The sequence below is a fragment of the Providencia alcalifaciens DSM 30120 genome (assembly GCF_000173415.1).
GTDB classification, from domain to species: Bacteria; Pseudomonadota; Gammaproteobacteria; order Enterobacterales; family Enterobacteriaceae; genus Providencia; species Providencia alcalifaciens.
Map to the genome: position 1 here is coordinate 130,112 of NZ_ABXW01000047.1, position 23,246 is coordinate 153,357.

At 42.8% G+C, this 23,246-nt stretch carries 23 protein-coding genes and 1 other RNA gene; 7 read left to right on the plus strand and 17 right to left on the minus strand.

Annotated elements, in window-relative coordinates:
* The first annotated feature begins 60 nt into the window (after positions 1-60).
* Positions 61-434: RNase P RNA component class A (gene rnpB, locus PROVALCAL_RS19070), an RNA gene on the plus strand.
* Between the two features lie 263 nt (positions 435-697).
* Positions 698-1,768 carry a 4Fe-4S binding protein gene (locus tag PROVALCAL_RS10020; protein WP_036976325.1) on the plus strand — a complete coding sequence of 357 codons (1,071 nt, stop codon included), beginning with the start codon at positions 698-700 and terminating at the stop codon, positions 1,766-1,768.
* Positions 1,769-1,894: 126 nt separating this feature from the next.
* On the opposite strand, the gene dagF is transcribed toward PROVALCAL_RS10020, so the two are convergent.
* The 10 genes from dagF to PROVALCAL_RS10070 all read right to left on the minus strand — a co-directional run bounded on the left by dagF (position 1,895) and on the right by PROVALCAL_RS10070 (position 10,889).
* Complete coding sequence (dagF, locus tag PROVALCAL_RS10025; protein ID WP_006659127.1) at positions 1,895-2,635, minus strand: 2-dehydro-3-deoxy-phosphogluconate aldolase; 741 nt, start codon at positions 2,633-2,635, stop codon at positions 1,895-1,897.
* A 1-nt stretch (position 2,636) separates the two neighbouring features.
* Positions 2,637-3,749, minus strand: coding sequence for a DgaE family pyridoxal phosphate-dependent ammonia lyase (locus PROVALCAL_RS10030; protein ID WP_006659128.1), 1,113 nt, complete (start codon positions 3,747-3,749; stop codon positions 2,637-2,639).
* The gene (locus PROVALCAL_RS10035; protein ID WP_036959968.1) at positions 3,733-4,872 is read right to left on the minus strand and encodes an amidohydrolase/deacetylase family metallohydrolase; all 1,140 of its coding nucleotides are present in this window, start codon (positions 4,870-4,872) and stop codon (positions 3,733-3,735) included. Before PROVALCAL_RS10035 ends, PROVALCAL_RS10030 begins: the two co-directional genes overlap by 17 nt.
* Positions 4,873-5,070: 198 nt before the next feature.
* Positions 5,071-5,721 carry a DUF4310 family protein gene (locus PROVALCAL_RS10040; protein ID WP_006659130.1) on the minus strand — a complete coding sequence of 217 codons (651 nt, stop codon included), beginning with the start codon at positions 5,719-5,721 and terminating at the stop codon, positions 5,071-5,073.
* Positions 5,722-5,723: 2 nt separating this feature from the next.
* Entirely contained in the window at positions 5,724-6,515 is a 792-nt protein-coding gene (locus PROVALCAL_RS10045) for a DUF4311 domain-containing protein (protein WP_006659131.1), read from the minus strand.
* A 26-nt stretch (positions 6,516-6,541) separates the two neighbouring features.
* Positions 6,542-6,838 carry a DUF4312 family protein gene (locus PROVALCAL_RS10050; RefSeq protein WP_006659132.1) on the minus strand — a complete coding sequence of 99 codons (297 nt, stop codon included), beginning with the start codon at positions 6,836-6,838 and terminating at the stop codon, positions 6,542-6,544.
* Positions 6,838-7,203 (minus strand): SFCGS family glycine-rich protein, encoded by a 366-nt coding sequence (locus PROVALCAL_RS10055; protein WP_006659133.1) that lies wholly within the window; start codon positions 7,201-7,203, stop codon positions 6,838-6,840. Before PROVALCAL_RS10055 ends, PROVALCAL_RS10050 begins: the two co-directional genes overlap by 1 nt.
* Positions 7,204-7,235: 32 nt before the next feature.
* A complete protein-coding gene (locus PROVALCAL_RS10060; protein ID WP_006659134.1) occupies positions 7,236-7,574 on the minus strand; it encodes a transcriptional antiterminator in 339 nt (112 codons plus the stop codon).
* A 481-nt stretch (positions 7,575-8,055) separates the two neighbouring features.
* Positions 8,056-9,993, minus strand: coding sequence for a BglG family transcription antiterminator (locus PROVALCAL_RS10065; protein ID WP_006659135.1), 1,938 nt, complete (start codon positions 9,991-9,993; stop codon positions 8,056-8,058).
* Positions 9,994-10,181: 188 nt separating this feature from the next.
* Positions 10,182-10,889, minus strand: coding sequence for a pirin family protein (locus PROVALCAL_RS10070; RefSeq protein ID WP_006659136.1), 708 nt, complete (start codon positions 10,887-10,889; stop codon positions 10,182-10,184).
* A 122-nt stretch (positions 10,890-11,011) separates the two neighbouring features.
* On the opposite strand from PROVALCAL_RS10070, the gene PROVALCAL_RS10075 reads away from it, so the two are divergent.
* Positions 11,012-11,905, plus strand: coding sequence for a LysR family transcriptional regulator (locus tag PROVALCAL_RS10075; RefSeq protein ID WP_006659137.1), 894 nt, complete (start codon positions 11,012-11,014; stop codon positions 11,903-11,905).
* 338 nt (positions 11,906-12,243) lie between these two features.
* On the opposite strand, the gene PROVALCAL_RS10080 is transcribed toward PROVALCAL_RS10075, so the two are convergent.
* From PROVALCAL_RS10080 to PROVALCAL_RS10100, 5 genes are all read right to left on the minus strand, one after another.
* On the minus strand, positions 12,244-12,639 hold the full coding sequence (locus PROVALCAL_RS10080) for a DoxX family protein (RefSeq protein WP_006659138.1): 396 nt from the start codon (positions 12,637-12,639) through the stop codon (positions 12,244-12,246).
* Between the two features lie 263 nt (positions 12,640-12,902).
* Complete coding sequence (locus PROVALCAL_RS10085; RefSeq protein ID WP_006659139.1) at positions 12,903-13,208, minus strand: YqjK-like family protein; 306 nt, start codon at positions 13,206-13,208, stop codon at positions 12,903-12,905.
* A complete protein-coding gene (locus PROVALCAL_RS10090) occupies positions 13,192-13,599 on the minus strand; it encodes a phage holin family protein (protein WP_006659140.1) in 408 nt (135 codons plus the stop codon). The genes PROVALCAL_RS10085 and PROVALCAL_RS10090 overlap by 17 nt, the downstream gene beginning before the upstream one ends.
* A gap of 9 nt (positions 13,600-13,608) precedes the next feature.
* Positions 13,609-13,914: an ElaB/YgaM/YqjD family protein gene (locus tag PROVALCAL_RS10095; RefSeq protein WP_006659141.1), complete on the minus strand. Its 306-nt coding sequence runs from the start codon at positions 13,912-13,914 to the stop codon at positions 13,609-13,611.
* A gap of 162 nt (positions 13,915-14,076) precedes the next feature.
* On the minus strand, positions 14,077-14,736 hold the full coding sequence (locus PROVALCAL_RS10100; protein ID WP_006659142.1) for a DedA family protein: 660 nt from the start codon (positions 14,734-14,736) through the stop codon (positions 14,077-14,079).
* A gap of 608 nt (positions 14,737-15,344) precedes the next feature.
* On the opposite strand from PROVALCAL_RS10100, the gene PROVALCAL_RS10105 reads away from it, so the two are divergent.
* The 3 genes from PROVALCAL_RS10105 to sstT all read left to right on the plus strand — a co-directional run bounded on the left by PROVALCAL_RS10105 (position 15,345) and on the right by sstT (position 18,827).
* The gene (locus PROVALCAL_RS10105) at positions 15,345-16,316 is read left to right on the plus strand and encodes a TerC family protein (protein ID WP_006659143.1); all 972 of its coding nucleotides are present in this window, start codon (positions 15,345-15,347) and stop codon (positions 16,314-16,316) included.
* 102 nt (positions 16,317-16,418) lie between these two features.
* Positions 16,419-17,288, plus strand: a complete 870-nt coding sequence (locus PROVALCAL_RS10110) for a hypothetical protein (RefSeq protein ID WP_224050570.1) — start codon at positions 16,419-16,421, stop codon at positions 17,286-17,288.
* Between the two features lie 282 nt (positions 17,289-17,570).
* Positions 17,571-18,827 (plus strand): serine/threonine transporter SstT, encoded by a 1,257-nt coding sequence (gene sstT, locus PROVALCAL_RS10115; RefSeq protein ID WP_006659145.1) that lies wholly within the window; start codon positions 17,571-17,573, stop codon positions 18,825-18,827.
* Between the two features lie 61 nt (positions 18,828-18,888).
* On the opposite strand, the gene PROVALCAL_RS10120 is transcribed toward sstT, so the two are convergent.
* Positions 18,889-20,910 (minus strand): NADPH-dependent 2,4-dienoyl-CoA reductase, encoded by a 2,022-nt coding sequence (locus PROVALCAL_RS10120; protein ID WP_039861847.1) that lies wholly within the window; start codon positions 20,908-20,910, stop codon positions 18,889-18,891.
* A 252-nt stretch (positions 20,911-21,162) separates the two neighbouring features.
* Here PROVALCAL_RS10120 and PROVALCAL_RS10125 point away from each other — a divergent pair, with 252 nt between their 5' ends.
* Positions 21,163-21,759 (plus strand): GNAT family N-acetyltransferase, encoded by a 597-nt coding sequence (locus PROVALCAL_RS10125; RefSeq protein WP_006662929.1) that lies wholly within the window; start codon positions 21,163-21,165, stop codon positions 21,757-21,759.
* A gap of 59 nt (positions 21,760-21,818) precedes the next feature.
* Here PROVALCAL_RS10125 and PROVALCAL_RS10130 read toward each other — a convergent pair whose 3' ends face one another.
* Positions 21,819-22,892 (minus strand): NAD(P)H-dependent amine dehydrogenase family protein, encoded by a 1,074-nt coding sequence (locus tag PROVALCAL_RS10130; RefSeq protein WP_006659149.1) that lies wholly within the window; start codon positions 22,890-22,892, stop codon positions 21,819-21,821.
* Positions 22,893-23,246: the final 354 nt, after the last annotated feature.

Here is a 23,246-nt window from a genome sequence, read left to right on the forward strand (position 1 = left end):
ACGTAAATTGCCTGCTATAGAGTCTGTACAAGCTATCACAAAGTGCCTATAATTCGCCGCGGAGTTGGTCAGACAACCGCTGCTTTATCGTAGTCCCTTCGGGAGACGGGTAGAGGGGAGGAAAGTCCGGGCTCCATAGGGCAGGGTGCCAGATAACGTCTGGGAGGCGCGAGCCTACGACAAGTGCAACAGAGAGCAAACCGCCGATGGCCTGTTTACAGGATCAGGTAAGGGTGAAAGGGTGCGGTAAGAGCGCACCGCGCGACTGGCAACAGTTCGTGGCATGGTAAACTCCACCCGGAGCAAGACCAAATAGGGGTTCATATGGTGCGGCCCGCATTGAACTCGGGTAGGTTGCTGGAGCCAGTGCGCAAGTGCTGGCCTAGATGAATGGTTGTCCACGACAGAACCCGGCTTACCGACCAACTCCCATTTTTTCGTCATACTTCAAGTTGTGACTGCGTTGGCTTCACTCGTCAACCCAAGTCACATACTTGTGTATGCTCCTAGGGATTTCCTCATTTTGCCGCCTTGGCACACCTCGAATTATTTAGAAAAAATTTTCATTTGCACATTTTCCTATCAATACGCCATATCCACCGTCAACATCGCAAGGCAGTGATACAAATCAATATGTGTGCTGGGGACTTAAATACAATAATGGTATTTAAAATGCATGTTAAAGAGCTGGGCGGAAATGATAAAAAAACCATCAATACGATATCCACGTCGTTCTGGTACCGTTGGCGGAAAACTCCCTTGGAATGATTGGCGTAATGCGTCGACGTGGCGGAAAGCTGTGCAAATCACGCTATTGGCGATCAATATTTATATTGGCATCACGTTCTATTATTGGGTGCGTTATTACGAAACCGGAGGAATGACATTTTACCTTCCTCGCCCAGGCGGTATTGAAGGTTGGCTGCCTATCGCGGGATTAATGAACTTAAAATACACTATCGAAATGGGGGGATTACCGCCAATTCATGCCGCATCGATGTTTCTTTTGGCTTCTTTTATTATCATTAGCTTATTACTGAAAAAAGCATTCTGTTCATGGATGTGTCCAATAGGCACGATATCGGAATACACGGGGAAAATAGGGCAGAAACTTTTTCGTTTTCAAATCAAAGTCCCTAAATGGCTCGATATTCCCCTAAGAGGATTAAAATACCTATTATTAGTCTTCTTCCTCTATATCTCGCTATCAATGCCTGCACAGATGATCCAATACTTTATGATGTCACCTTACGGGATCATTATTGATGTCAAAATGCTCGATTTCTTTCGTTATATTAGTAGTGCTTCCCTTATCACTGTTTGCGTTCTTGTGGTGATTAGCTTATTTATTCGTAATGCTTGGTGCCGTTATCTATGCCCTTACGGCGCATTATTGGGGCTATTCTCTTTATTCTCACCGTTTAAAATTCACCGCAATGCGGAAAGTTGTATTGATTGTGGGAAATGTGCCAAAAATTGCCCATCACGGATCCCTGTTGATCAATTAATTAAGGTCAGAACGGTCGAGTGTACGGGATGCATGACATGCGTTGAATCATGCCCTGTTGCATCAACATTGACTTTTTCACTACACACTCCGACTCAAAAACATCAACGTTCATTATCAGGAGTGTTAATGGCCGTTTTGACGCTCAGCATATTATTTTTGATGATTGGTGTTGCAGTTTACATGGGCGTTTGGGATAGCCCAGTACCCGATAGCTATTGGTTTCACATTATACCGAACGCTAAAATGATAAGTCATTAATTCAAAATAAAAAATGCCCCACAGCATGAGAAATGAGTGGGGCATTGTTGCTTTTTTATTGTGGTAATGGACTAGACTTTAATCTCTCGCTTAGATTTATTTTCTTATTTGCAGCTTGCTGCCGTATTAGTTAACGGCTTGTTTAACCATTTGCAATAACTGGCGTACATCTTCAGGGCGAGTATTGCCGGTAGCTTTATCGATGATGGAGCTATAAATATGGGGAATAATCTTCTTCACGCCAGCATCAAGAGCAATCTGTAAAATTTCAGCAAAATTATCCAAATCAATACCGCCCGTTGGTTCTAAAGAAAAATCAAACTCGGCACATGCTTTGGCGATCGCTTTATATTCCTCGATATGTTTTAAGCCCTGCATATTAAAGAACTTCACAGAATCTGCGCCCATATCTTTGAGCATCATGATGGCTGTTTCAATCGGGACGATGCCATCCGGCGCTTGGGAACTTAATGGTCCCGTTGAAATTTTCACCATACCAACAGTGCCAGTTGGGGAAATCAACGCATTCACAAAAGTTTCATTTTGTCCCAATAACGCACGGCTAATGGGGGCTCCCGTAAACACTTGATTCACATGTTGTGGTTGAATTTCTTTTGAAATCAGAGACACCATGGTGGATTGATTCGGATCGCCCGCGCCTAATCCCACAGACAAGGCATTATCCACTTCTTTGGCGTAAATTTTCATATCCGCAATAGCGCTTTCAAGATCAGGGTAATTTTTGGATAACACGCCAACAACCACAAAGCTTTCCGCAGCGGTATAGATATCTTTGGCGTTTTGATGACTCCCTGCTAAGACGTTTAAGCACACTCGGTCATGGTAAAAATTAGGTGATAACTTCATTTTAAATTCCTTCTACTAATCGACGAATTTTTTGCGAAATAACATCGAGTTGTTCGGTGCTAACGCTACGAATATCAGCTTCAACTTTGCCTTCATTCGCTTTATATTCACGGAAATAAATTGCCGTATCGCCTTGCTTTAAATCAGCCATAATTTGATAGGTCGTTTTGCCAATCGCTTTTTCATCAAAACTGATCTCGGCTCTGGCGATATCGCGTCCAGCGGAATCCCAAACGATGCGTGCTGAAATCCCTGAAATTCCATTTAAATCGTCAAGGAATTTATTCATACGGCTAACCATCTCTGCGCCGGTTTCTTTGGTCGCAGTGAGATATTGTTCGATAGCTAGCGTTAATCCGAGAATACCTTCTTTACCCACTTTCATGGCTCGACCAATCCCTTGAGATTGGCGTTTAACCCATTCAACATACTGTTTTTTACCGATTACCAAGCCACTAGTCGGACCTTCAATTGCCTTGGCGCCGCTATAAATAACGAGGTCGGCACCGGCTTGATAATATGTCGTTAAGTCTTCCTCTGCTGCTGCATCGACAATCAACGGAAGCTGGTGGGCATGGGCCACTTTGGCGGTTTCAGCAACCGTTAACATGCTCTTTTGCACAGTATGGTGGGATTTGATATACAAAATCGCGGCGGTTTGGGGGGTGATTTTTGCCGCGAGTTGTACCGCGCTGCACTCATTAGCAAAGCCAGCTTCAATGACTTTACCGCCGCCTAAGGTGACCATGGTGTCTACGGGGGCACCAAAATTCACGTTATGTCCTTTAGGCAGAATAATTTCGCGAGGAACTGATTTGCTTGAGGAGTGTAAGTTCAAAAGGAGGTCATCATCATCTTGAACAATAACAGCGGCGACGGCTTGGGCAATACCTGCGGATGCACAGGAAACGACGACAGCCGCCTCAACATTTAATAGCTGAGCGATGTATTCCCCAGTTTTGTTCACTAAATCTTTAATTTCAAAATAGTGATTCAGTCCATAAGTGACGCGTTCTACCACTTCTGGTGTCGGAGTCGAAACGCCCAGAATAGTCATTCGACCCGATGCATTGATGACGTGTTTTAATTGATATTTTTCATAGATTGATTGCATGTTCGGTTTCACCTTGCGCAGGAATAATATGTTTTCCACCGACGATGGCAGCAACCGGTACAAAACGATGTGTTCCGATACGGTGTTCCCCTTCTGCATCTGTCAGCTCAGTGGGTTCTTCTTTCAGGTCAAATAAGGTAATGTCTGCATCAAAGCCCGGTCTTAAATAACCTTTGGCTGGAAGAGACAGTAAATCAGCGGCTTTTTCGGTTACGCAGCGTAAAACTTGTTCCGCGCTGAATCCCATACACAGGAATTTAGTCATCACAAAAGCGAGGCTATACACGGGACCATTCACTCGGTTGCGGTGATAAATATCGGAACTAATAATGTCGGGGTAAGTCCCAATGCGCATGGCTTGTTCTGCCACTTTAAAGCTAAAACTTTCGCCACCGTGACCGACATCGAGGATCACGCCGCGGGCTAATGCTCGGGCAATGGACGGTTTCAGATAGCCGTCATCCCCTAAAATTTTATTAGGTTTGCCATTAAAACAGTGGGTGATAATATCGCCACGAGTGAGTAGGTCAGCCACGTCATCAATATTAGGTGGGTTGTTTCCAATATGTACCATTAGCGGAAGCGCGTGTTTCTTCTGCATTTCTTTGGCTTTAATCAGCGGCGCTATACCATTTTCGCCTACCACACTTTTACTCATTCTTGCTTTCATACCAACCACAAAGCCTGGGTGGCGCTCAAGTGCGGCTTGGAAACTCGCATCATCGATATTGTCCATATTGGACAGTTCATTCTGAGCAATAATGCCAATGCGCGAAATATTCAGCAGTGAGAAGACGTTGGTTTTGGATTGAGTGGTTAACCGATAAAACCGATCAATATCATCAGCTCCCACACTGCCCGCATCAACCAGTGAAGTGACACCGCCAGCAGCACCGGCGAGATCAGGTTCATCGAAGTAAATCGGTGACTCTGCAAAACAGTGGGCGTGAGAATCTATCCATCCAGCGCTAACATACCGCTTTCCTTCAAGATCAATAATTTTCTCAGCTTGCTGATTGTGGGAAAGCTCAGGGCCCGCAGCTTCGATTTTTCCGTCTTTGATTAGAATATCGATAATTGAACCATCGATACGCTTGCCCTGTTTGATGATTAGAGAATACATGATTACCTTCTTTATAGTCATACTCGTCAAACTTCAAACCGCAGCGTTGTTGTCTGCTCTTCCGCTACCCTAGTCACATACTTATGTATGCTCCTAGGGATATCGTCGCTTGCCGCCTAGCTGCAGCTTGAATTATTTAGAGTATGCTCAAGTGTTTGTTCTAAGTGATGCAAACCGTCGCATTTGTTCTAAATGCTATTAAGCTGCGAGTGGGAAGAAATACCCAAATAACATCGCACCTAAGATAGCGCCTCCGGCGACAGGTTTTTGCCATACATAGAAAATCAGTGAGCCAATCAGTGCACCAATACCAATTGGAATCGATGCCGCCATCGCTGCCAATATAATCAATGGACCTAAGAAACGACCGGAGGTGTTACCCGCGCCCATCATGACATCTGCGCCAAATGTGGAGTTAGCTTGGGCAATGGTAAACTTACGAGCAAAAACAATAATTAAGCCGATAAGTACACCGAGGAATAAGCCCGTGAGCAGGGAGATCCAAAAGTTAGTGACTAAGATATCCCAGCCAGCCGCTAAAAAGAGGGCTGGAACACCTAAGCCAATACCGGTTTGTAGTGCACCACCGATATCTAAAATCCCCACTAATGACCCTTCTATGATCCGAGCAAACAGGAAACTGGCACCAAAGGCGGCAACCGCCCCGTAAACTCCAGTATCTAGCCCGGCGCGTAACATGGCGACGAAAGCCACTTCGTTAAAAGCACCGAAGCCGTACACCACATACATGTGCGTACCTGCGAAGATCCCAGCAGATAACAAGCCAACAAAGATAGGAAAGGACCATTCTGCGTACCAAAAGTCTTGTTTGTTGATTTCAGTTGTCATGATTATTTCCCGCTCAGCAGTCCGTGGACATATTCAAGCCACAGTGGTTTGTCTAAGTTGAAAGAGGTGATCATCTTCAGGTCAAATTCACGGAAGAAACCACTGAGAACGAACAGCAGAACAACGGTGATCATCATGGTACGCGTGATACGGTTCCAGCCATTGTCATCCACGCCTTTACCAATCAAGATCCCTAACACTAAACCAGGGATTGCGTTACCCATGATTAATTGAGCACAACCGCCGAATAAGGTTGCCCAGAAACCAGAGCGACGACCGGCATCCATTGCGGCTAACCAGAAAATGACAGGCATCACGGTGTTAACCAGTAAGTTAGCTGCCGGTACAAGTACGTTAATCGCGGTAGTTTGCAGTGCTGCGGGTACCGCAGATGCTGTGGTATTTAAGAAGGCGACCACCAATGCCCCAATAATGGCACAGGCAATCGCCATTTTTTTCGGGTTATGCAGAGTGTCTGCCACACTGCGATTTTTGGTCAGTAGCGCTGCGGCGCCCCAGTTAGGAATAATACGATGGTCAACATCTTGGGTGAATGCACCCGCAGCGACAGAAGATGCCCATGCGTTGAAGAAGAAGCCTAAGCCGAACGAGAAGTGTGATGCAGGGTCGCCTTCACATGCGTTTAATTCACCAAGTGTACGGAATGCACCCATACCTTGTATGGTTGGCGCGTGGAACATACGTGCTGCCCCTGCGCCTAAACCGAAGCCGCAAAGACCGCCGATGATAAGGGACATGCCCAATATTTCTAAGAAAGATGCAGTTTCACTCATGGAATTTACTCCAGACCTGATTGCTTTTATTGTTCTGTAAATGGAATTTCGTTGACAGAAAGTAAGGTGACATCCAGCGAAACGTCGAGTACAACACGAAAATGTTCACGTTTGCGTGGCAAAAAGAGAAAAAGAAATTTTTCTGTCCGCGAATGAGAGTGAGCACTAACAACCTCAACATCCTTTGGTTCTATCCGCAGGATAATGTCGGTGCTGTTCTTAAGTACGGTTTTTTGAATCGAATTTAAGGCGTCCGCAATGGCTTTTTGCTTGGTATCGCCTTGCCCTGTCACCCGTACTGTCGTTTCGATAGATTTTTTCATTAAGCGTTGCCGTATTTTTTATTAAAAGCTTTGACTAAGCGCTCGCCTAACTCTTCCTTGTCCATAAAACCGAAACCTAATACATTGCAGCCCTCTGCAATTGCGGTTTCTCCTTCTTCAATCGAACGCATACCATAACGTGCTTTATAGCCATATTTAGTTTGAGCGGTGATAGCGCCTGCGCCACCGCTTCCACAGAATGAAATGCCCAGGTCTGCTTGCTCTTGGTTCATCACATCCCCGAGTTTCATATCGGCAGCGACGCCGGGTACGACAATGGCTTTTCCACCCGCGGTTTCAACGCCAGCAGCCACTTTTTGCCCTTTACCTAAACGATCGCCAATAACAATAACTATCTGTTTCATAAAATATTCTCCAAAAAATTTAATGCTAAAAATTAATCATTAGAACGGGCAACTTCAAAGTGGACTGAAAGCAAGTAAGTCTCTTCTGGTGCAAGTCCCGGAAGTGTATCGACGACTCGTTGTGCTAATGCAATCGAATGTGCTGAGATTTCATCAAACAAGCTAATATCCACTTCCGGTAAGGCTTCGCCAGTTTTGGCTCTATCAACCATGGCACGTAGATGAGACTCCAACATCTGCTGCTGTACATCTGTGGTGTAGCAACCCTCCTGTTTGAGCCAGTCAGTAATCACTGCTAGCAGTTTGTGTGTGACCTGTTGAACATCAAGGTCGTCCTCTAACATTTTGAAAACTACAACTGATTCATTCATAACTATTTAAAATCCAAGATAATATTTCAAATCATGTAACTTCATTTATTCATGCTAATACCTTAGTCGCTTCTTTATTGTTTTTGCAGACAGGGAATTTCCAGTTCTAAGTGGAAATAATTCGGAAGCATAAACGGACGATTTGAGGCTATTTTTTGGTCTAAAAGGAAGTTAACTGGAAAATGTTATGCATTATGAGGGACAAAAAGTAGGGGCTAATTATGATTAAAAGATTAAAGATATTTAAATTCAATAAATTAGATTGATTTTTTGAAATCTGGAAATGATGTTTGGAGGGTGTAATAAAAGTGGAAATGAATAAATGGAAACATACGTAGAGTGGAAATTTTCACTTCCACTTACCTATTTTATGCATGAAATGGATGAATTAGACTAAAAATCATTTGATGGAGTTGTGGTTAGGATCACGTAAACAGTGTCCACTTCCCTTTTTCCGCAAGGAAGTGGAAACTCATTGAAATCACACAATTCGAGCCAGGCTGTCTTTGGCTATCGCTTGGAACTCATTGAAGTTTTTAACATTAATGAGGCGTCGTGTTGTTTTTTCTTTGACGAAAGTAACAAATAGGTCATAAATTGCCATGGCTTCTTCATAGTCCGTTTTACTGATTGCCAGTAAGAAAATAACATAGGCGTTTTCTTTGGTTTCTTTGTTCCACTCGATGCCTTTTGGGGCAAGGATGGTTGTCACAACCGTTTTATTGGCGAGTAACCCTAAGGAGTGAGGTAGCGCAATGCCTTCACCGAGTAGCGTAGAGACAATGGATTCTCGCTCCTGCAATGACGGATAAAAATCGGCAGTGACATAGCCGTCTTGTTGTAATTTATGGCAGACCGTTTGGAATAACTCTTCTTGGCTAATTTTTTCATTGATAACCATAAAGAAACGTTCATCGAAGAAGCGCTCAATAATATAGGGACGGGTCTGATCCACCATCGCTAAGCGACCCACTTGTTCGAGCTGGTAGGGGGTTGGAAAGGGGGCAATTTTAATAACGGGTTTATTTTTCTCGGAAATCCGTACGGTGGTGATCACAAAGTCTTCCGTTATCTCATCCAGAGATTCGTACTCTTGCAAGGTGAGTCCACGGCTAAATTTCAGCTGCGGAAATTCCCGCATGATTTTAGATTCCACGACACGAAATGTGGAGTTACCCGCATCGGTCACTACGAGCACTTCCGTTTGGCGTGCAGATCCTGCCCCATAATTGCGTTCAAGACTAACGCCGATATGCACCGCCAAGTAGCCCAGCTCATCTTCATTGATTGGGTGTGGAAGCAACTGTTTGCTTGCACTGGTTAACGCACTCAACGTGACATCATAGGCAAACGGATAATACTGCTTGATATCTGACAGGAGCGGATTTGGGGTAGATATATGGTATTGGAGCCGAGTAATTAAGGCGGCAAGGTGGGTATTTAAATCTTTTTTCAGCTTTTCATCATTACGCAGATCGTAGTTATACAAGTCATTGATATAATTTAAAATATACTCAGATAGTTCGTTGTGCTGGCTGTGTTTCTGCGAAGATGTATGTTGGTTACTGATGCGCTGCGCGATAATTTGATCATGTAAAAAACTCAGCTCAGCGGAAGATAAATCATTACCCAGAAAATAAATCAGCCCTTTGGAAATTTCATCGCAGGCTTGGTTGATGACCTCTTCGGATTCTTCATTTTTCACGCTGCTATTGAGCTCATGACCTCGGGTAATGCGCAAAATAGTCACTGCACAGTTAAAGACAAGGTAAAGATGACCCTCATTGCTGATGCGGATATCAAAGCGATTCAAACTGTTATGAACCACTTTATTAATGTAGGTTAAATCCAGATTATCAAGACTTTCAGGATAGAAGGTCGCGAGGTCGGGGGTGATTTGTTCGCTGAATTGCCGCCATAATGCTTCAGTCATGCAGGCCCTAATTGCCCACTCACTTCCATTGAGACGAATTCCTTGGTGTGGAATACTTTCCAGTTGAACCTGATAGCGGTGAAGATGCTCTCTTACTGCGCCCATATCTTGTTGGATAGTGCTGCGGCTGACAAACCACTCTTCCGCGATATCATCGAGCTTGACGGGGAGTGATAGCATTAAGAGCTTGAGTAAGAGCGCATCAATGCGCTCTTTGCTCGTACGGGGGATCTGACCATGTTTATCATTTTGCTTGGTAAAGGCGGCAAAAGCCTCTGCATTTTCGATTTTTAATTGATAGCCACGACCGCGCTCATACACAATATGGGCACTATAGTCTTTAATTAATTCGTTGATTTCATTGATATCAGAACGAATGGTCCGTGTAGAAACCGAAAAGTTTTTCGCTAATTCATCTTGAGGGACAACCTCATTGAGGATCCGAGAGAAAATTTGATTGTGTCGCTGCAAAATGAACAAAGCCACAAGAACCCCTTTAAAATCAAAAATAAAGTTCGGAGTTAGAAAACGGATGGTCTTTTAACTCTCTTATGGCTGGACTCTATCACAGTGATATTAGGATAGCGGAAATATAAATGATGAATTTTGCGAATCTATTCGCAAATTTTGGACCATTTTAGTCATAAACTCTCTTTTTCCTGCCTAAAAATTCCTTAAAGGGACTCTCCCAAGTCGATCAATAAACCTCTAAATGGTTTCTCAGCGGTGAAGGTCAGAATATTTTCATCCTGAATAAACAGCCCATCATTGCAATTCATCGAAAGAGATTGCCCCTCTTTTCCTTTTACCAGTAAACCGCCATGAATAGATTGCAAATAGGCGTTTTTACCCCGTAATAGGATAGTTTTTGATTCATGAGGTTCAAGATAAATCTGGCTTATCCAAATTTTTTGGCGAAGCTGTAAGCTATCTTCATCTCCCTCTGGTGAAGCAATCAGTTTGGAATCTTTCTCCGCTAACATCAATTTTTGTGGTGGCATAGATTCCTGCTGAGGACAGGCATTTAACCACAGTTGAAGCCGTGTTAATGGCGTCGTCTCACTGATATTATGCTCACTGTAACTGAGGTCAGGGCGAGGAGAGAAACTCACACATTCTCCCGCTTTTGCGCTGACGGTGTTGCCTAAATTATCACGGTATTCAGCTTGTCCTTGCAGGATAATATTCACAATATCAACGTGAGGATAAACTCTTGGTTGAAACGCGCTATTGGGCGCAAGCACTTCTTGATTTAGCACTTTCAACGTTTTGAATCCCATTAAGTCTGGATCAAAATAGTGTCCAAACGAAAAGGTATAGCGAGCTTGTAACCAACCGTAGTCTGCTTTCCCACAATGGTTAACTGATCTCAAATTCATCATAATGGTTAACCCTCACTCAAAATATATAGCCAGTAATATATTGTTATAATAAATATCTGGACGTTGAATTGTTAGCCAGTTAATCTGTTTCCATTATTCAAATTTCCTGAAAGAGATACATCATGAGCAAAGAGAGAGCATTAACACTTGAGTCGTTAAGGGTGATGGATGCAATCGATCGGCGTGGCAGTTTCGCAGCAGCGGCAGAGGAATTAGGTCGTGTGCCTTCAGCATTAAGCTATACCATGCAGAAGTTAGAAGAGGAACTGGATGTCATTTTGTTTGACCGTTCAGGACATCGAACAAAGTTTACCAATGTCGGGCGCATGCTATTAGAGCGTGGTCGAGTGTTACTTGAAGCCGCAGATAAACTGACATCCGATGCAGAGGCATTAGCGAAAGGTTGGGAAACGCATCTGACCATTGTGTGTGAAGCGCTGGTTCCGGCTGAATCGCTATTTCCATTGGTCGATAAACTGGCTGAAAAATCCGACACTCAGCTCTCTTTAATCACGGAGGTATTAGCCGGGGCATGGGAGCGGCTCGAATCTGGGCGTGCGGATATTGTGATTGCCCCCGATATGCATTTCCGCTCATCCTCGGAAATTAACTCCAAAGTGTTATATACCCTGAATCATATTTATGTCGCGAGCCCTTCGCATCCGATTCATAAAGAGCCAGAGCCATTGTCTGAAACCACTCGAGTGAAATACCGTGGAATAGCGGTGGCAGATACGGCGCGCGAACGTCCGGTGATCACAGTGCAATTGCTAGATAAACAACAACGGTTGACGGTATCGAGCATTGAAGACAAACGTAAAGCGCTGATTGCAGGACTAGGGGTGGCAACAATGCCATATCCGCTGGTGGAGCAAGATATTAAGGAAGGGCGCCTGAAAGTTGTAGCGGCAGAATTTAGTCATGAGTCGAATATGATTATGGCGTGGCGACGCGATAGCATGGGGGAGGCTAAGTCGTGGTGCCTCCGAGAAATTCCCAAATTATTTAGATCTTGATCTCGTCATACTTCAAGCTGTAGCTGTGTTGGCTTCATAAAGTTACCCTAGTCACATACTTATGTATGCTCCTAGGGATAACTTCACTTGCCGCCTTGCTACAACTCGAATTATTTAGAGATCACTCGTGACCTATTTTTGAATTCTTTTTTTTAGCGAAAAGCGAAAAAGAGAATAAATAAGAAAGTAGAGATAAAAGCAAAAAAAAGCACCTCGGACAAGAGGTGCAAAGGCATTTAACTTATGGATAAGGATGTTGGACTTGAGGGTACTTCTGACATAAAGATACTGCTGACTCCCTGCCTATAGGTAGGTATAGGCGAGGAAGTTGGGTCTAATTACCATTTTTTATTTAATAAATGGTCGATACTGAATTTACCTGGACCAGTAACAGCCAACAGAATGTAGCCACCTGCAATGGTCATATTTTTCATGAACATTAAGCTGTTTGGCTCAACGCTGAAATTCGTATGGAACAGCATCGCAGTTAAGAATGTGAATACTGCTGTAAAAATAGCGGTTGTACGTGTTAACAGACCAAATAACACCGCTAAGCCACCACCTAACTCAAGTAAAATAGTCAATGGCAGTAAAAAGCCTGGGACGCCCATGGCTTGCATATATTGTTGAGTGCCTTCATAAGCACCACCTAATTTACCGTAACCTGCGACGATAAACAGAACTGGCATCATAATACGTGCTAATAAAATAGCTCCACTTTCTAAATTTTTCATTGAGTCTCTCCAGATAAAACGGTCATTAAATATAAATAAAGTGCGATGTCTATCGCGTTGTAAGCTAAGTTTCAGCACGAAAAGGCTAGAAATCTTGGATGTGCGTATCTTATTACTTAGCTCATTCAATAAAAAGCTAAGCTTATTAACAAAGATAGACAAAAAAATTGAATGTGTGTAATTGGGTGTGAAAAAAAATGAAAAAGGGAGGGCTTATCTATCTAATTGACGGGTAAAGACTATTTTTATCTTAGTGAGATAGGTTACTTTTGATTGGCGCTATTTAGGCTATTTCTCAGCGTGCGGATTAAGCCCCATGCTGCAATCGCTTTCTTACTGAGGGAAATAAATCGGTTGGGGTGTTTTAACGTCAATATAGAGATAAGACCCGTCGCGGCAATAACGATTGGGCGAAAGGTCATGATGGTTTGCCATGCTCGGTCATAAGGGGCAGTCGCTTGTAGCCACTCTTCTTTGCTTGCGGATAGCATAATGCGTTGTTGCTCGATATCAGCAACTAAACGTTGTTTTCTCTCTGCAAGTAATTGGCGTTTACTTTTGCTCATCATTATCTGTTCCTGCAAGTGCTTTGGCATCATTACGAAGCTGTTCACGTGTTGCAGTTAATAGTGTGGATTGTTTCGCTTTTTTTAATGTCCAAATAGCAAAAATAATAGCAAGTAAAATCAAAGTACCGGTGGTGATCGCGAAAGCTTGATAACGATAAATGGGATCAACAGACCAGAAGATAAGCCCAATAAGGCACATTAGACCAAATGCAGAAAATAAGAGAGTCAGCCCTGCTAATAATAATAATTGAACAAGGTTGAGTTTCTCTTCTTCTAATTCCACCGCAATAAGTTGAATACGGGTTTCTACCATATTCACGGCGATACCCGTAATTCTTTGCAGTGAATCTAGAACCCGCTTAGCGGGTCCTTGACGTGGTGATTGTTCCATAAGCGGTGATTAGCGTTTCGTGAGCAGCATGCCTAAAACCACACCGACTGCTGCGCCAATGCCTACACTTTTCCATGGATTTTCACGTACATAGCAATCAGCTTGACCTGCAATTTCTTTGGTTTGCTCAGTGATTTTATCACTTGCTTGACCAAGTTTTGCTTTCGAAGAGGAGAGAGCTTCACGGGCTTTAGCCTTTAAACTTTCAATCTCTTCTTTTGATTTATCTTGAGTACTATTCAGAATGGATTCGAGAGAGTCTGCGAGTGATTTAAGTTCAGCACGTAGATCTTCAGAAGAATGATTGGATGACATAGTAGAACCTCCTATCAATAGAAAAAGATCGTTTGAATACTACTACAATAGCTTTTTTTAGCTTAAGTGCAATCACTAATTAGAATAGATTGAGAATTGATAAAGGCGAGAAGCGGGAATAGTGAGTTACTCCCGCTATTGATTTGATTGAGAAAAAGTTATCTATTTACGCGTAAATTTTTTCTTAATGACAACACCGATGCTACCGATAAGACCCAAAATGAGTAGACCAACAGGAATTAGCATCAGAACGTTCATAATTTGATGCTCGTATTGCTGGAAAATAGGGCTTTTACCGAATCCATAGCCGATAGCGGTTAAAATAAATACCCAGAGGAATCCACTCAACCAGTTGAACACTTGAAAACGCCCGTTTTGCAAGCCTGCAAGACCTGCAATGGTGGGTAATAGGGTTCGAACAAATGCAAGAAATCGACCAATCAGTAAGGCGGCTAAGCCATGGCGATGGAATAACCCATGAGCCCGTTGGTGATAGTGTTCGGGAAGGTGTGATAACCAACCTTTGACAATTGCAGTGTTACCCAGCCAACGCCCTTGAATATAACCCACCCAGCAACCAATACTGGCTCCAGCGGTTAAAATGACTAACGTTAACGGATAGCTAAGCGCATCTTTTGCGATGAGGACACCAACAAGGATCAGTAAGCTATCACCAGGTAAGAATGCAGCAGGAAGCACGCCGTTCTCCAATAAAAGGATCATGAACAGCATGAAATAAATGGACCATATCAACGATGGGTTGGATAAGGTTTCGTAATCTTGATGCCAAAGGGCGAAAAAAAGTTCTCTAACTAATTCCATTAATGTTTCCTAAACGGCAATAACAGCAACAAACATGTTGTTGGGCAGAAATGGATTAAGTAAATGCCGGAAGGAAAACGCTGTTTCTTCGGGCTGTTAGTGTAAAACCCGTCCACTTTAACAAAACAGAAAATAACTAAACAGTAAATTTTGAGCTTATTTTTAGGATTTATTTAAATTACGGCTGATTTTTACATTTACGCATCTCTGTGATGCGCTGTTTCGCTTCATTAAAAGCGTGAATGGCACTGGATGTGGCGCTCAAACCTCATTATTTGGCAGTAAATTTACGTTTAGTGAATAAAAAATCTCACGAACATATTGATAGCTAATCATTGCTTTTTAAGACTAATTACCTTATTGTAGGCGCATAGCAAAGGGGAGTAACTTCTTCTGTCGGATTATCGTCATTACGGTGCACACATTGCACCCGGTAACCGAGCACCACAATTTCCTTATCTTAGGTTATCTGTGTTGTAAGTGAGACCTTGCCAGAAGGCGAGGTTTGCTCATTGTTTACAACCGTGTAGTGATAACATAAGGTGAAAACAGTTTAAGCGGCTGATGTCTTCTGGATATCAGCCGTTTTTTGTTTTTAAGGAATCTAAATGAACTCTGTCGGTAATCCAGTTTTATGGGGCAGCTTTGCTGTCATGATACTCGTGATGTTACTCATCGATATGTTTTGGCAAGGAAAACATAAAGGTCAGGCGATGTCGATGAAACAAGCTGCGGGCTGGAGCATCTTGTGGGTTACGCTATCACTGATTTTTGCGGGCGGTCTCTGGTGGTACTTTAATGATACCGTTGGACCTGAAGTCGCTAACACGCAAACTATGGCATTCCTCACGGGTTATCTCTTAGAAAAAGCGCTTGCTGTTGATAACGTGTTTGTCTGGTTAATGCTATTTGGTTACTTTGCTATTCCAGCAAACTTACAGCGTCGTGTGCTAGTTTATGGTGTGCTTGGGGCTATCGTTTTACGTACCATTATGATTTTTGCGGGTAGCTGGTTAGTCACTCAATTTAGTTGGATCCTGTATGTTTTCGGCGCATTCTTGCTGTTTACGGGAATCAAAATGGCGTTCGCTAAAGAAGATGATTCACCCATAAATGAAAAACCGTTAGTAAAATGGGTACGTTCACATTTACGTATGACTGATGAGCTGCATGGTGAAAAGTTCTTTATTAAAAAGAATGGATTACTATTTGCTACACCATTAATTTTGGTTCTGATCTTAGTGGAAATCAGCGATGTTATCTTTGCGGTAGACAGTATTCCCGCTATCTTTGCTGTGACCACTGACCCGTTTATCGTATTAACCTCTAACCTGTTTGCGATTCTAGGGTTACGCGCCATGTACTTCTTATTAGCTGGCGTTGCTGAGAAGTTCTCAATGCTGAAGTATGGTTTGGCTGTGATTTTAAGCTTTATCGGTGTGAAAATGCTGTTGATGGATGTTTTCCATATCCCAACTGCGGTTTCGTTAGGTACCGTTGCTGCGATTTTAGTTCTGACTTTAGTGATTAATACTATTGTGAATAAGCGCAATGAAGCGAAAAAACTAATTAACGAATAATCTTTTTCTTAAATTGAAAAGCTCCCATAAGTTAGCCATGACTTTGGGAGCTTTTTTATATCTAATGATTTATTGATTGTTCAACGAATAAAAGGATGCTCTGTGCAGCAAATCATGCGGGTTTTGCGGAAACTCTATAAATATGAAAATAGCCAATATGACGGAGAACGAGCCGTTTCTATTTATTCGGTAGATTGTTTATCTGATAAAGAGCGTAATGTATTAGAGGATTTTCAGTGGCAAGCTAATACAATTGAAGAGTTTGCAGACCATCAAGATATGGTTAATAAGCTGCACAGCCTAAAGCAAGTAAGTGTACTGACTCGCCAACGTTGCTTGGATGCTTTTGTCGCGGGTGTGGGCGGAAGTTATTTGCGAGGACGTTCAGTTTTAGGTGCTTACCATAAACTGAACGCTTTACCGGATCACGTATATGTAGAAAAACCGCAATATGCGTGTTGCTGGATCTGTAGTGGCTATAACAAACGTATTTATATTAATGATAGCTACTTCCAATACTGTTTATATTACGGAAATTCCTATACAGGAAATCCGAGCTATGCGTATTTAAATCTCCGACATTTAATGAAGATAGAGGCGATTAAACCCACCGATGACGATAAGAAAGTCTTTAACCAGCTGTTAGATTTATTACGTAATGCACCTGAAGATGAGACTCCTGGGAAATTTGAAAAGCGTTTATCTCAGGCAAAAATAGTTAAAGGCGATAAATATACATTGCGAGGCATATTACATTCACTCGCATTGATTGGCGTTATTCCTAATACTTTTATTTCACTGTCTCTCGATAGTTGGCATGACTTCGGTGATATTACTGGCGCAGAAAATCAGCTTAATAATACAAAAGGGCGTTCTGATATGGAGATGCCTTGGGCGGGATGGAAAGGCAGTTTGAAAATAGATGAAGAAAAAGCAGTACATTATTTTGGTGACTATTTGACCAAAGGTTAAATCTTATTAGCAAGATTTTATGAAATTTAGAAAAACACCTTAGAGAGCCTCTAAGGTGTTTTTTTATTTTAACTGACTGAAAAGACTAAATCATTTTTAATGCTCTGTGTTTACTATAAGAAACAAAATTCTATTGTGATCACAGATATGTAAAATTAATGTTAATCATGCTCAATCATTGTGTATATTTTGAATAATAGCCTTTTCAGGAGATTAATATTCCTTATACTGGCTCGGCAAACACATTTAATTCCTAAAAAAGATAAATCATAAAGGTCTATTATGGATACAAATAAAACAGGGTTATGGCGAGTAATTAGTCAAGGTAGTTTGGTCAAACAAATCCTAGTGGGCTTGATTGCGGGTATCTTATTGGCATGGTTATGGCCATCCGCAGCAAAAAATGTTGGCTTATTGGGTGACTTGTTCGTGAGCGCATTAAAAGCGGTTGCACCGGTGTTGGTTTGGGTGTTAGTCATGGCATCGATAGCTAACCATCGCCAAGGGCAAAAAACCAGTATTCGTCCCATTCTCGTGCTGTATATTTTAGGAACTTTTTTCGCGGCGGTTGTTGCGGTAATCGGTTCGTTTATGTTCCCATCAAACTTGATTTTAGCTATGGGGGACACTCAACTGACTCCTCCGGGGAACATTGCTGAAGTTTTAAAGGGGTTATTAATTAATATCTTTGCTAACCCTGTTGATGCGTTAATCAAAGGTAACTATATCGGCATCTTAGCATGGGCGATTGGTTTAGGTATTGCACTGCGTCATGCGAATGAATCGACCAAAACGATGATCCACGACTTCTCTTTAAGCGTGACTCAACTGGTTCGTGTGGTTATTCGTTTAGCGCCATTAGGTATTTTCGGCTTAGTGTCTTCAACTATCGCCACCACAGGTTTTGAAACGTTAAAAGGCTATTTCCACGTACTCGCAGTATTACTGGGCTGTATGATTATCGTGGCATTAGTGGTTAACCCATTGATTGTTTATTGGAAAATCAGACGTAACCCATATCCATTGGTCTTTGCTTGTTTACGTGAAAGTGGCGTGACGGCGTTCTTTACCCGTAGTTCCGCAGCGAACATCCCTGTGAATATGGGCATGTGCCGCCGAATGAATTTGCATGAAGATACGTATTCTGTCTCTATCCCATTAGGGGCAACAATTAACATGGGTGGCGCAGCGGTTACTATTACGGTGTTGACGCTGGCCGCTGTACATACACTGGGCATTCCTGTTGATATTCCTACTGCGCTGTTATTAAGTGTGGTGGCTGCGGTGTGTGCGTGTGGAGCATCAGGTGTTGCGGGTGGGTCATTACTGCTGATCCCGCTGGCGTGTAATATGTTTGGTATTTCTAATGAAGTGGCGATGCTAGTGGTTGCCGTGGGTGTGATGATTGGTGTTCTGCAAGATTCCGCAGAAACAGCATTGAATTCCTCAACTGACGTGTTATTCACTGCGGCAGTGTGTTTATCGGAAGATGATAGACTGGCGCAGGACGACGCTGAGTTATCCCAAACTCAAGATTAAGTTTGTTGTCGATTAAAAAGAAAACCCGCTGATTTAGCGGGTTTTTTATGTGAGAGATAATTTACAGCTGATAAGCAACTTTCATGCCTTGCTCTATGGCTCGGCGTGCATCTAATTCTGCTGCCACATCCGCACCCCCAATCACATAGGGGTGTATCCCAATTTCTTCCAGCTGTTGCTTCAATGGGCGATACGGCTCTTGTCCCGCGCATAAGATGATATTATCAACGGCAAGACATAAGTTTTCATCTTGATAACGAATGTGTAGCCCATCATCATCGACATTCATATATTCCACGCCATTGAACATTTCAACGCCACGTTTCATTAATGATAAACGATGTACCCAACCCGTCGTTTTTCCAAGACCAGCGCCGACTTTGCTGTTTTTTCGCTGTAATAAATAGAGGTGTCGAGGTGTGGGTTCAAGCTGTTTTTTGGGTGAGAAAACGCCACCTCGGGTTGTGATAGATGTATCAATATTCCATTCATGATTGAATTTATCGTCGTCTAAACTGCTGCTGATCCCTTGTTGGGTAAGCAGCTCTGCCACATCAAATCCAATGCCACCAGCACCAATAATCGCGACGTTTTTACCAACACTATCGGGCTGTTTTAAGGCATCGATATACGACATGACTTTGCGGTGGTCGGCTCCCGCGAGATGAATCGCACGAGGGACAACGCCTGTTGCAATGATAACTTCATCAAATTTGATTAAATCATTTGCTTGAGCAAGCTGTTCTAATCGAACATCAACATTGAGCCGTTGTAATTGGCGTGAAAAATACCGCAAGGTTTCGTAAAACTCTTCTTTGCCCGGAATCTGTTTAGCAAGATTAAATTGTCCGCCAATTTGGTTGCTACGCTCAAATAGCGTGACTTGATGACCGCGTTTCGCGGCATAAATGGCGCAAGACAGCCCCGCAGGACCTGCTCCCACAATCGCCACTTTTTTGGGTTTGTCAGCTAATTCATTGGGATAATCCATCTCTCGCACGGCTTGTGGATTGACTAAGCATCCGGCTAATTTCCCATTAAAAATTTGGTCGAGACAGGCTTGGTTGCAACCAATACAGGTGTTTATCTCATCAGCTCGACCTTCTTGAGTTTTTGAAACAAAGGCTTCATCAGCAAGAAAAGGACGAGCCATCGACACCATATCAGCTTGGCCGCTAGCAATAATTTGCTCTGCGACAAAGGGGTCATTGATACGATTGGTTGTGATGAGGGGGATATTCACTTTGCCCATTAATTTTTCAGTCACCCAACTGAATGCTTTGCGGGGCACCAACGTGGCAATGGTTGGCACGCGTGCTTCATGCCAGCCTATCCCGGTATTGATCATCGTGGCACCTGCATTTTCTATCTCTTTTGCAAGTTGCTCTATTTCATCCCACGTAGAACCTCCCTCCACAAGATCTAGCATCGATAGCCGGTAGATAATGATGAATTTTTCTCCAACGGTCTGGCGAATGCGGTTAACTATTTCAATGGGGAAACGAATCCGATTTTGATAGCTACCGCCCCATTTATCGGTTCTGTGATTGGTACGCGATGTAATAAATTGGTTGATAAGATACCCTTCGGAACCCATCACTTCGACACCATCATAGCCTGCCTGCTGAGCCAGTTTTGCGGTATTCACGAAGTCATCTATGGTTTTCTGTATTTCATCGCGACTTAATTCGCGAGGCGGAAAGGGGGTAATTTCTGATTTAATTGGACTAGGAGCCACTAATGCAGGATGCATAGCATAGCGACCCGCATGCAAAATTTGTAAGGCGATTTTTCCATCAGCTTGATGTACTGCTTCGGTGATTTGCTGATGAAAAGGCAGTTGGTCTTGGTGGTTTAAAATGGCACCGTGAGGCGCCAAAACACCTTCAGGATTCGGGGCAATCCCTCCGGTGATAATGAGACTCACGCCATTTTCTGCACGCAGGCGATAAAAATGGGCAAGACGTTGGCTTCCTTGAGGATGTTCTTCTAAGCCGGTGTGCATTGAACCCATCAAAATGCGGTTTTTAAGTACGGTATGCCCCAAATCAAGTGGGGTAAAAAGATGTGGAAAATTGCTCATAATGGCTCCCATTTGGGGCTGTCAATAACAGGTCAGATGAGTTAACTGTAGCCTAATGGGCAATTGAATTAAAAATAATGTTAAAAAATTGTGATTTTTATCATATGTTTTACGTGGGAATTAATAAATTCACAGGACTATTTCTTTTGATTTATTTTTCTGTCATAAAAAAGGATTACAACAACAGACTGTTATCATCATAATTTGATGGGCTTTGACTTCACACAACCGAGTTATTCAGGAAATACGCCGATGAAAGAGATTTGCCAAGCTGTGACCTTAGAAGGCAACCATGTGCGATTAGAGTTGCTGACTCATCAGCATGATGCGATTTATGCAGACATTATTGAACGAGATAAGCTGCATCACCTGTGGTATACCTCGGTACCTGAGCCGGAAAATGTGGCGAAAGATGTCGATGGTCGTTTAGCGCGTTTCGACCAGAAAGAGATGGTGCCATTTGCCATTATCGATAAGCGCACAGGCAGGGCGGTTGGAATGACCTCTTATATGCGGATCGACCAAAGCGTACGACGTGTTGAAATTGGGGCAACGTGGTATGGGGCCGAAGCGCAGCGTACTCCGATTAACACAGAAGCTAAGTATCTGTTATTAAAACATGCATTTGAAGAATTAGACTGTGTTGCGGTGGAGCTAAGAACGCACTTTTTAAATCATCAAAGCCGTAAAGCGATTGAGCGTTTAGGCGCAAAACTCGATGGGATTTTACGTAGCCATATGCTGACACGTACTGGCGAATTGCGAGATACCTGCATTTACAGCATTTTAAATCATGAATGGCCAGCAGTACGTCGCCATTTAGAGTGGCAGATGACAAAGCCTCGATAAGTCACAAAATAGCCCACATAATGTGGGCTATATAGTTAATGTTTAGCTAAATCAGTTGATTACAAATATTCGTGCATAGGTTTAGTCATATACACGTTATTTGGCATTTTTTCCGTAGTGGTATAACCCGCAGGGCTGTTGATTAGCGCAGGAATACGGTTAACCAAGTTTGCACAGGTTAATTCTACGGTTGCTGGATTATTCACTTCAATTGCTGTATCCGGCTCACCAATCAGCTGCCAACTGTTTTTGTCACACTCATCAGCGGTTAGAATTTTACCAATACATTCCGTTTCTAAGGTGACGCCTTCTGCTGTTTCAGTGATCACCAGCGCAGATAACCCTAAAACATCGCCTTTTTTCACCGTCATTTTTAAGGTATCAGAATAGATATCTTCTTTGGCAATTTGCGGTACGCAGCGCTGAGTTTGATTGGTAATAGTCAGCCCCAAGCGGCTACATAGCCACCCATTTTGCGTCCACATGTACGGTGGCGCATACTCGCCGCTCTCAATTTTTTCAGCGATAACTGCGTATGGCAGGTCGTTATAGTTACCAATTTGCTGATTGAACTCGTCGACGGTTAAGCCTGCACCGTGACCTTTCGCTAGTGCGATACCGTAATCTTCCACGTTATAGCAGCTAGACCCTTTGATTTTCACCAATTTATGCATAGAGCCAGCTAACGTGTCGATGAGCACACCCCAGAACATATCTGGGTAGCCACTACCGGCTAAGGTGCAGTTATTCGCTTTGGCTAAAGCATCCAATTTTTGTGTGATTTCAGGGGAGGAATTCCACGGATATAGCGCTTCCTCACCGGTTGAGATTGCATTGACACCATGGCGAGCAAATAGGGAGAAGGCATCTTCTAAGTCTGCCATTGTGCTGAGAGTCGCAATGATCCCAACATCAGGTTTTAAGGTTTCGAGTGCTTTATCGGCTTCATTAAGCGGCTGAATTTTTACGCCTGTGAGGGCTGTTCCTGCAATTTCGCCAATATCTTTACCGATCACGGCTGGATTGATATCAAAAGCCGCCACAACTTCAGCATCATGTTCTTGTAGGTAACGGATGAGAAATTTGCCCATCTTTCCACAACCATATTGAACTGCACGTACTTTTTTCATCATTGTTGTCCTGTTTCTATTTATCTTTAATTATCATGTTCTATCTAGAGTATAAAATTATTGTTTTATATCAATCAATTGAATAAATAATGCTTAATAAATGAGAATACGAAAACTCACTCTTTACCGCCAATTATTTACTATAGGATAGCTGTTCACGCAGGTTTGTTCGTCAATGATGTCCTAATAAAGAATGGAACCCTAGAATAAAATCCGATAATTAAGAGAGGAATAATGGTTTTGGATGATGCCATGGCATTGAATTATAGGGCGATACTATGCCTTGGATACAAATTCACCATATAGAATTGAAATACTAGACCTTCACCAAAACAGCACGTATAATCGCACCACTTT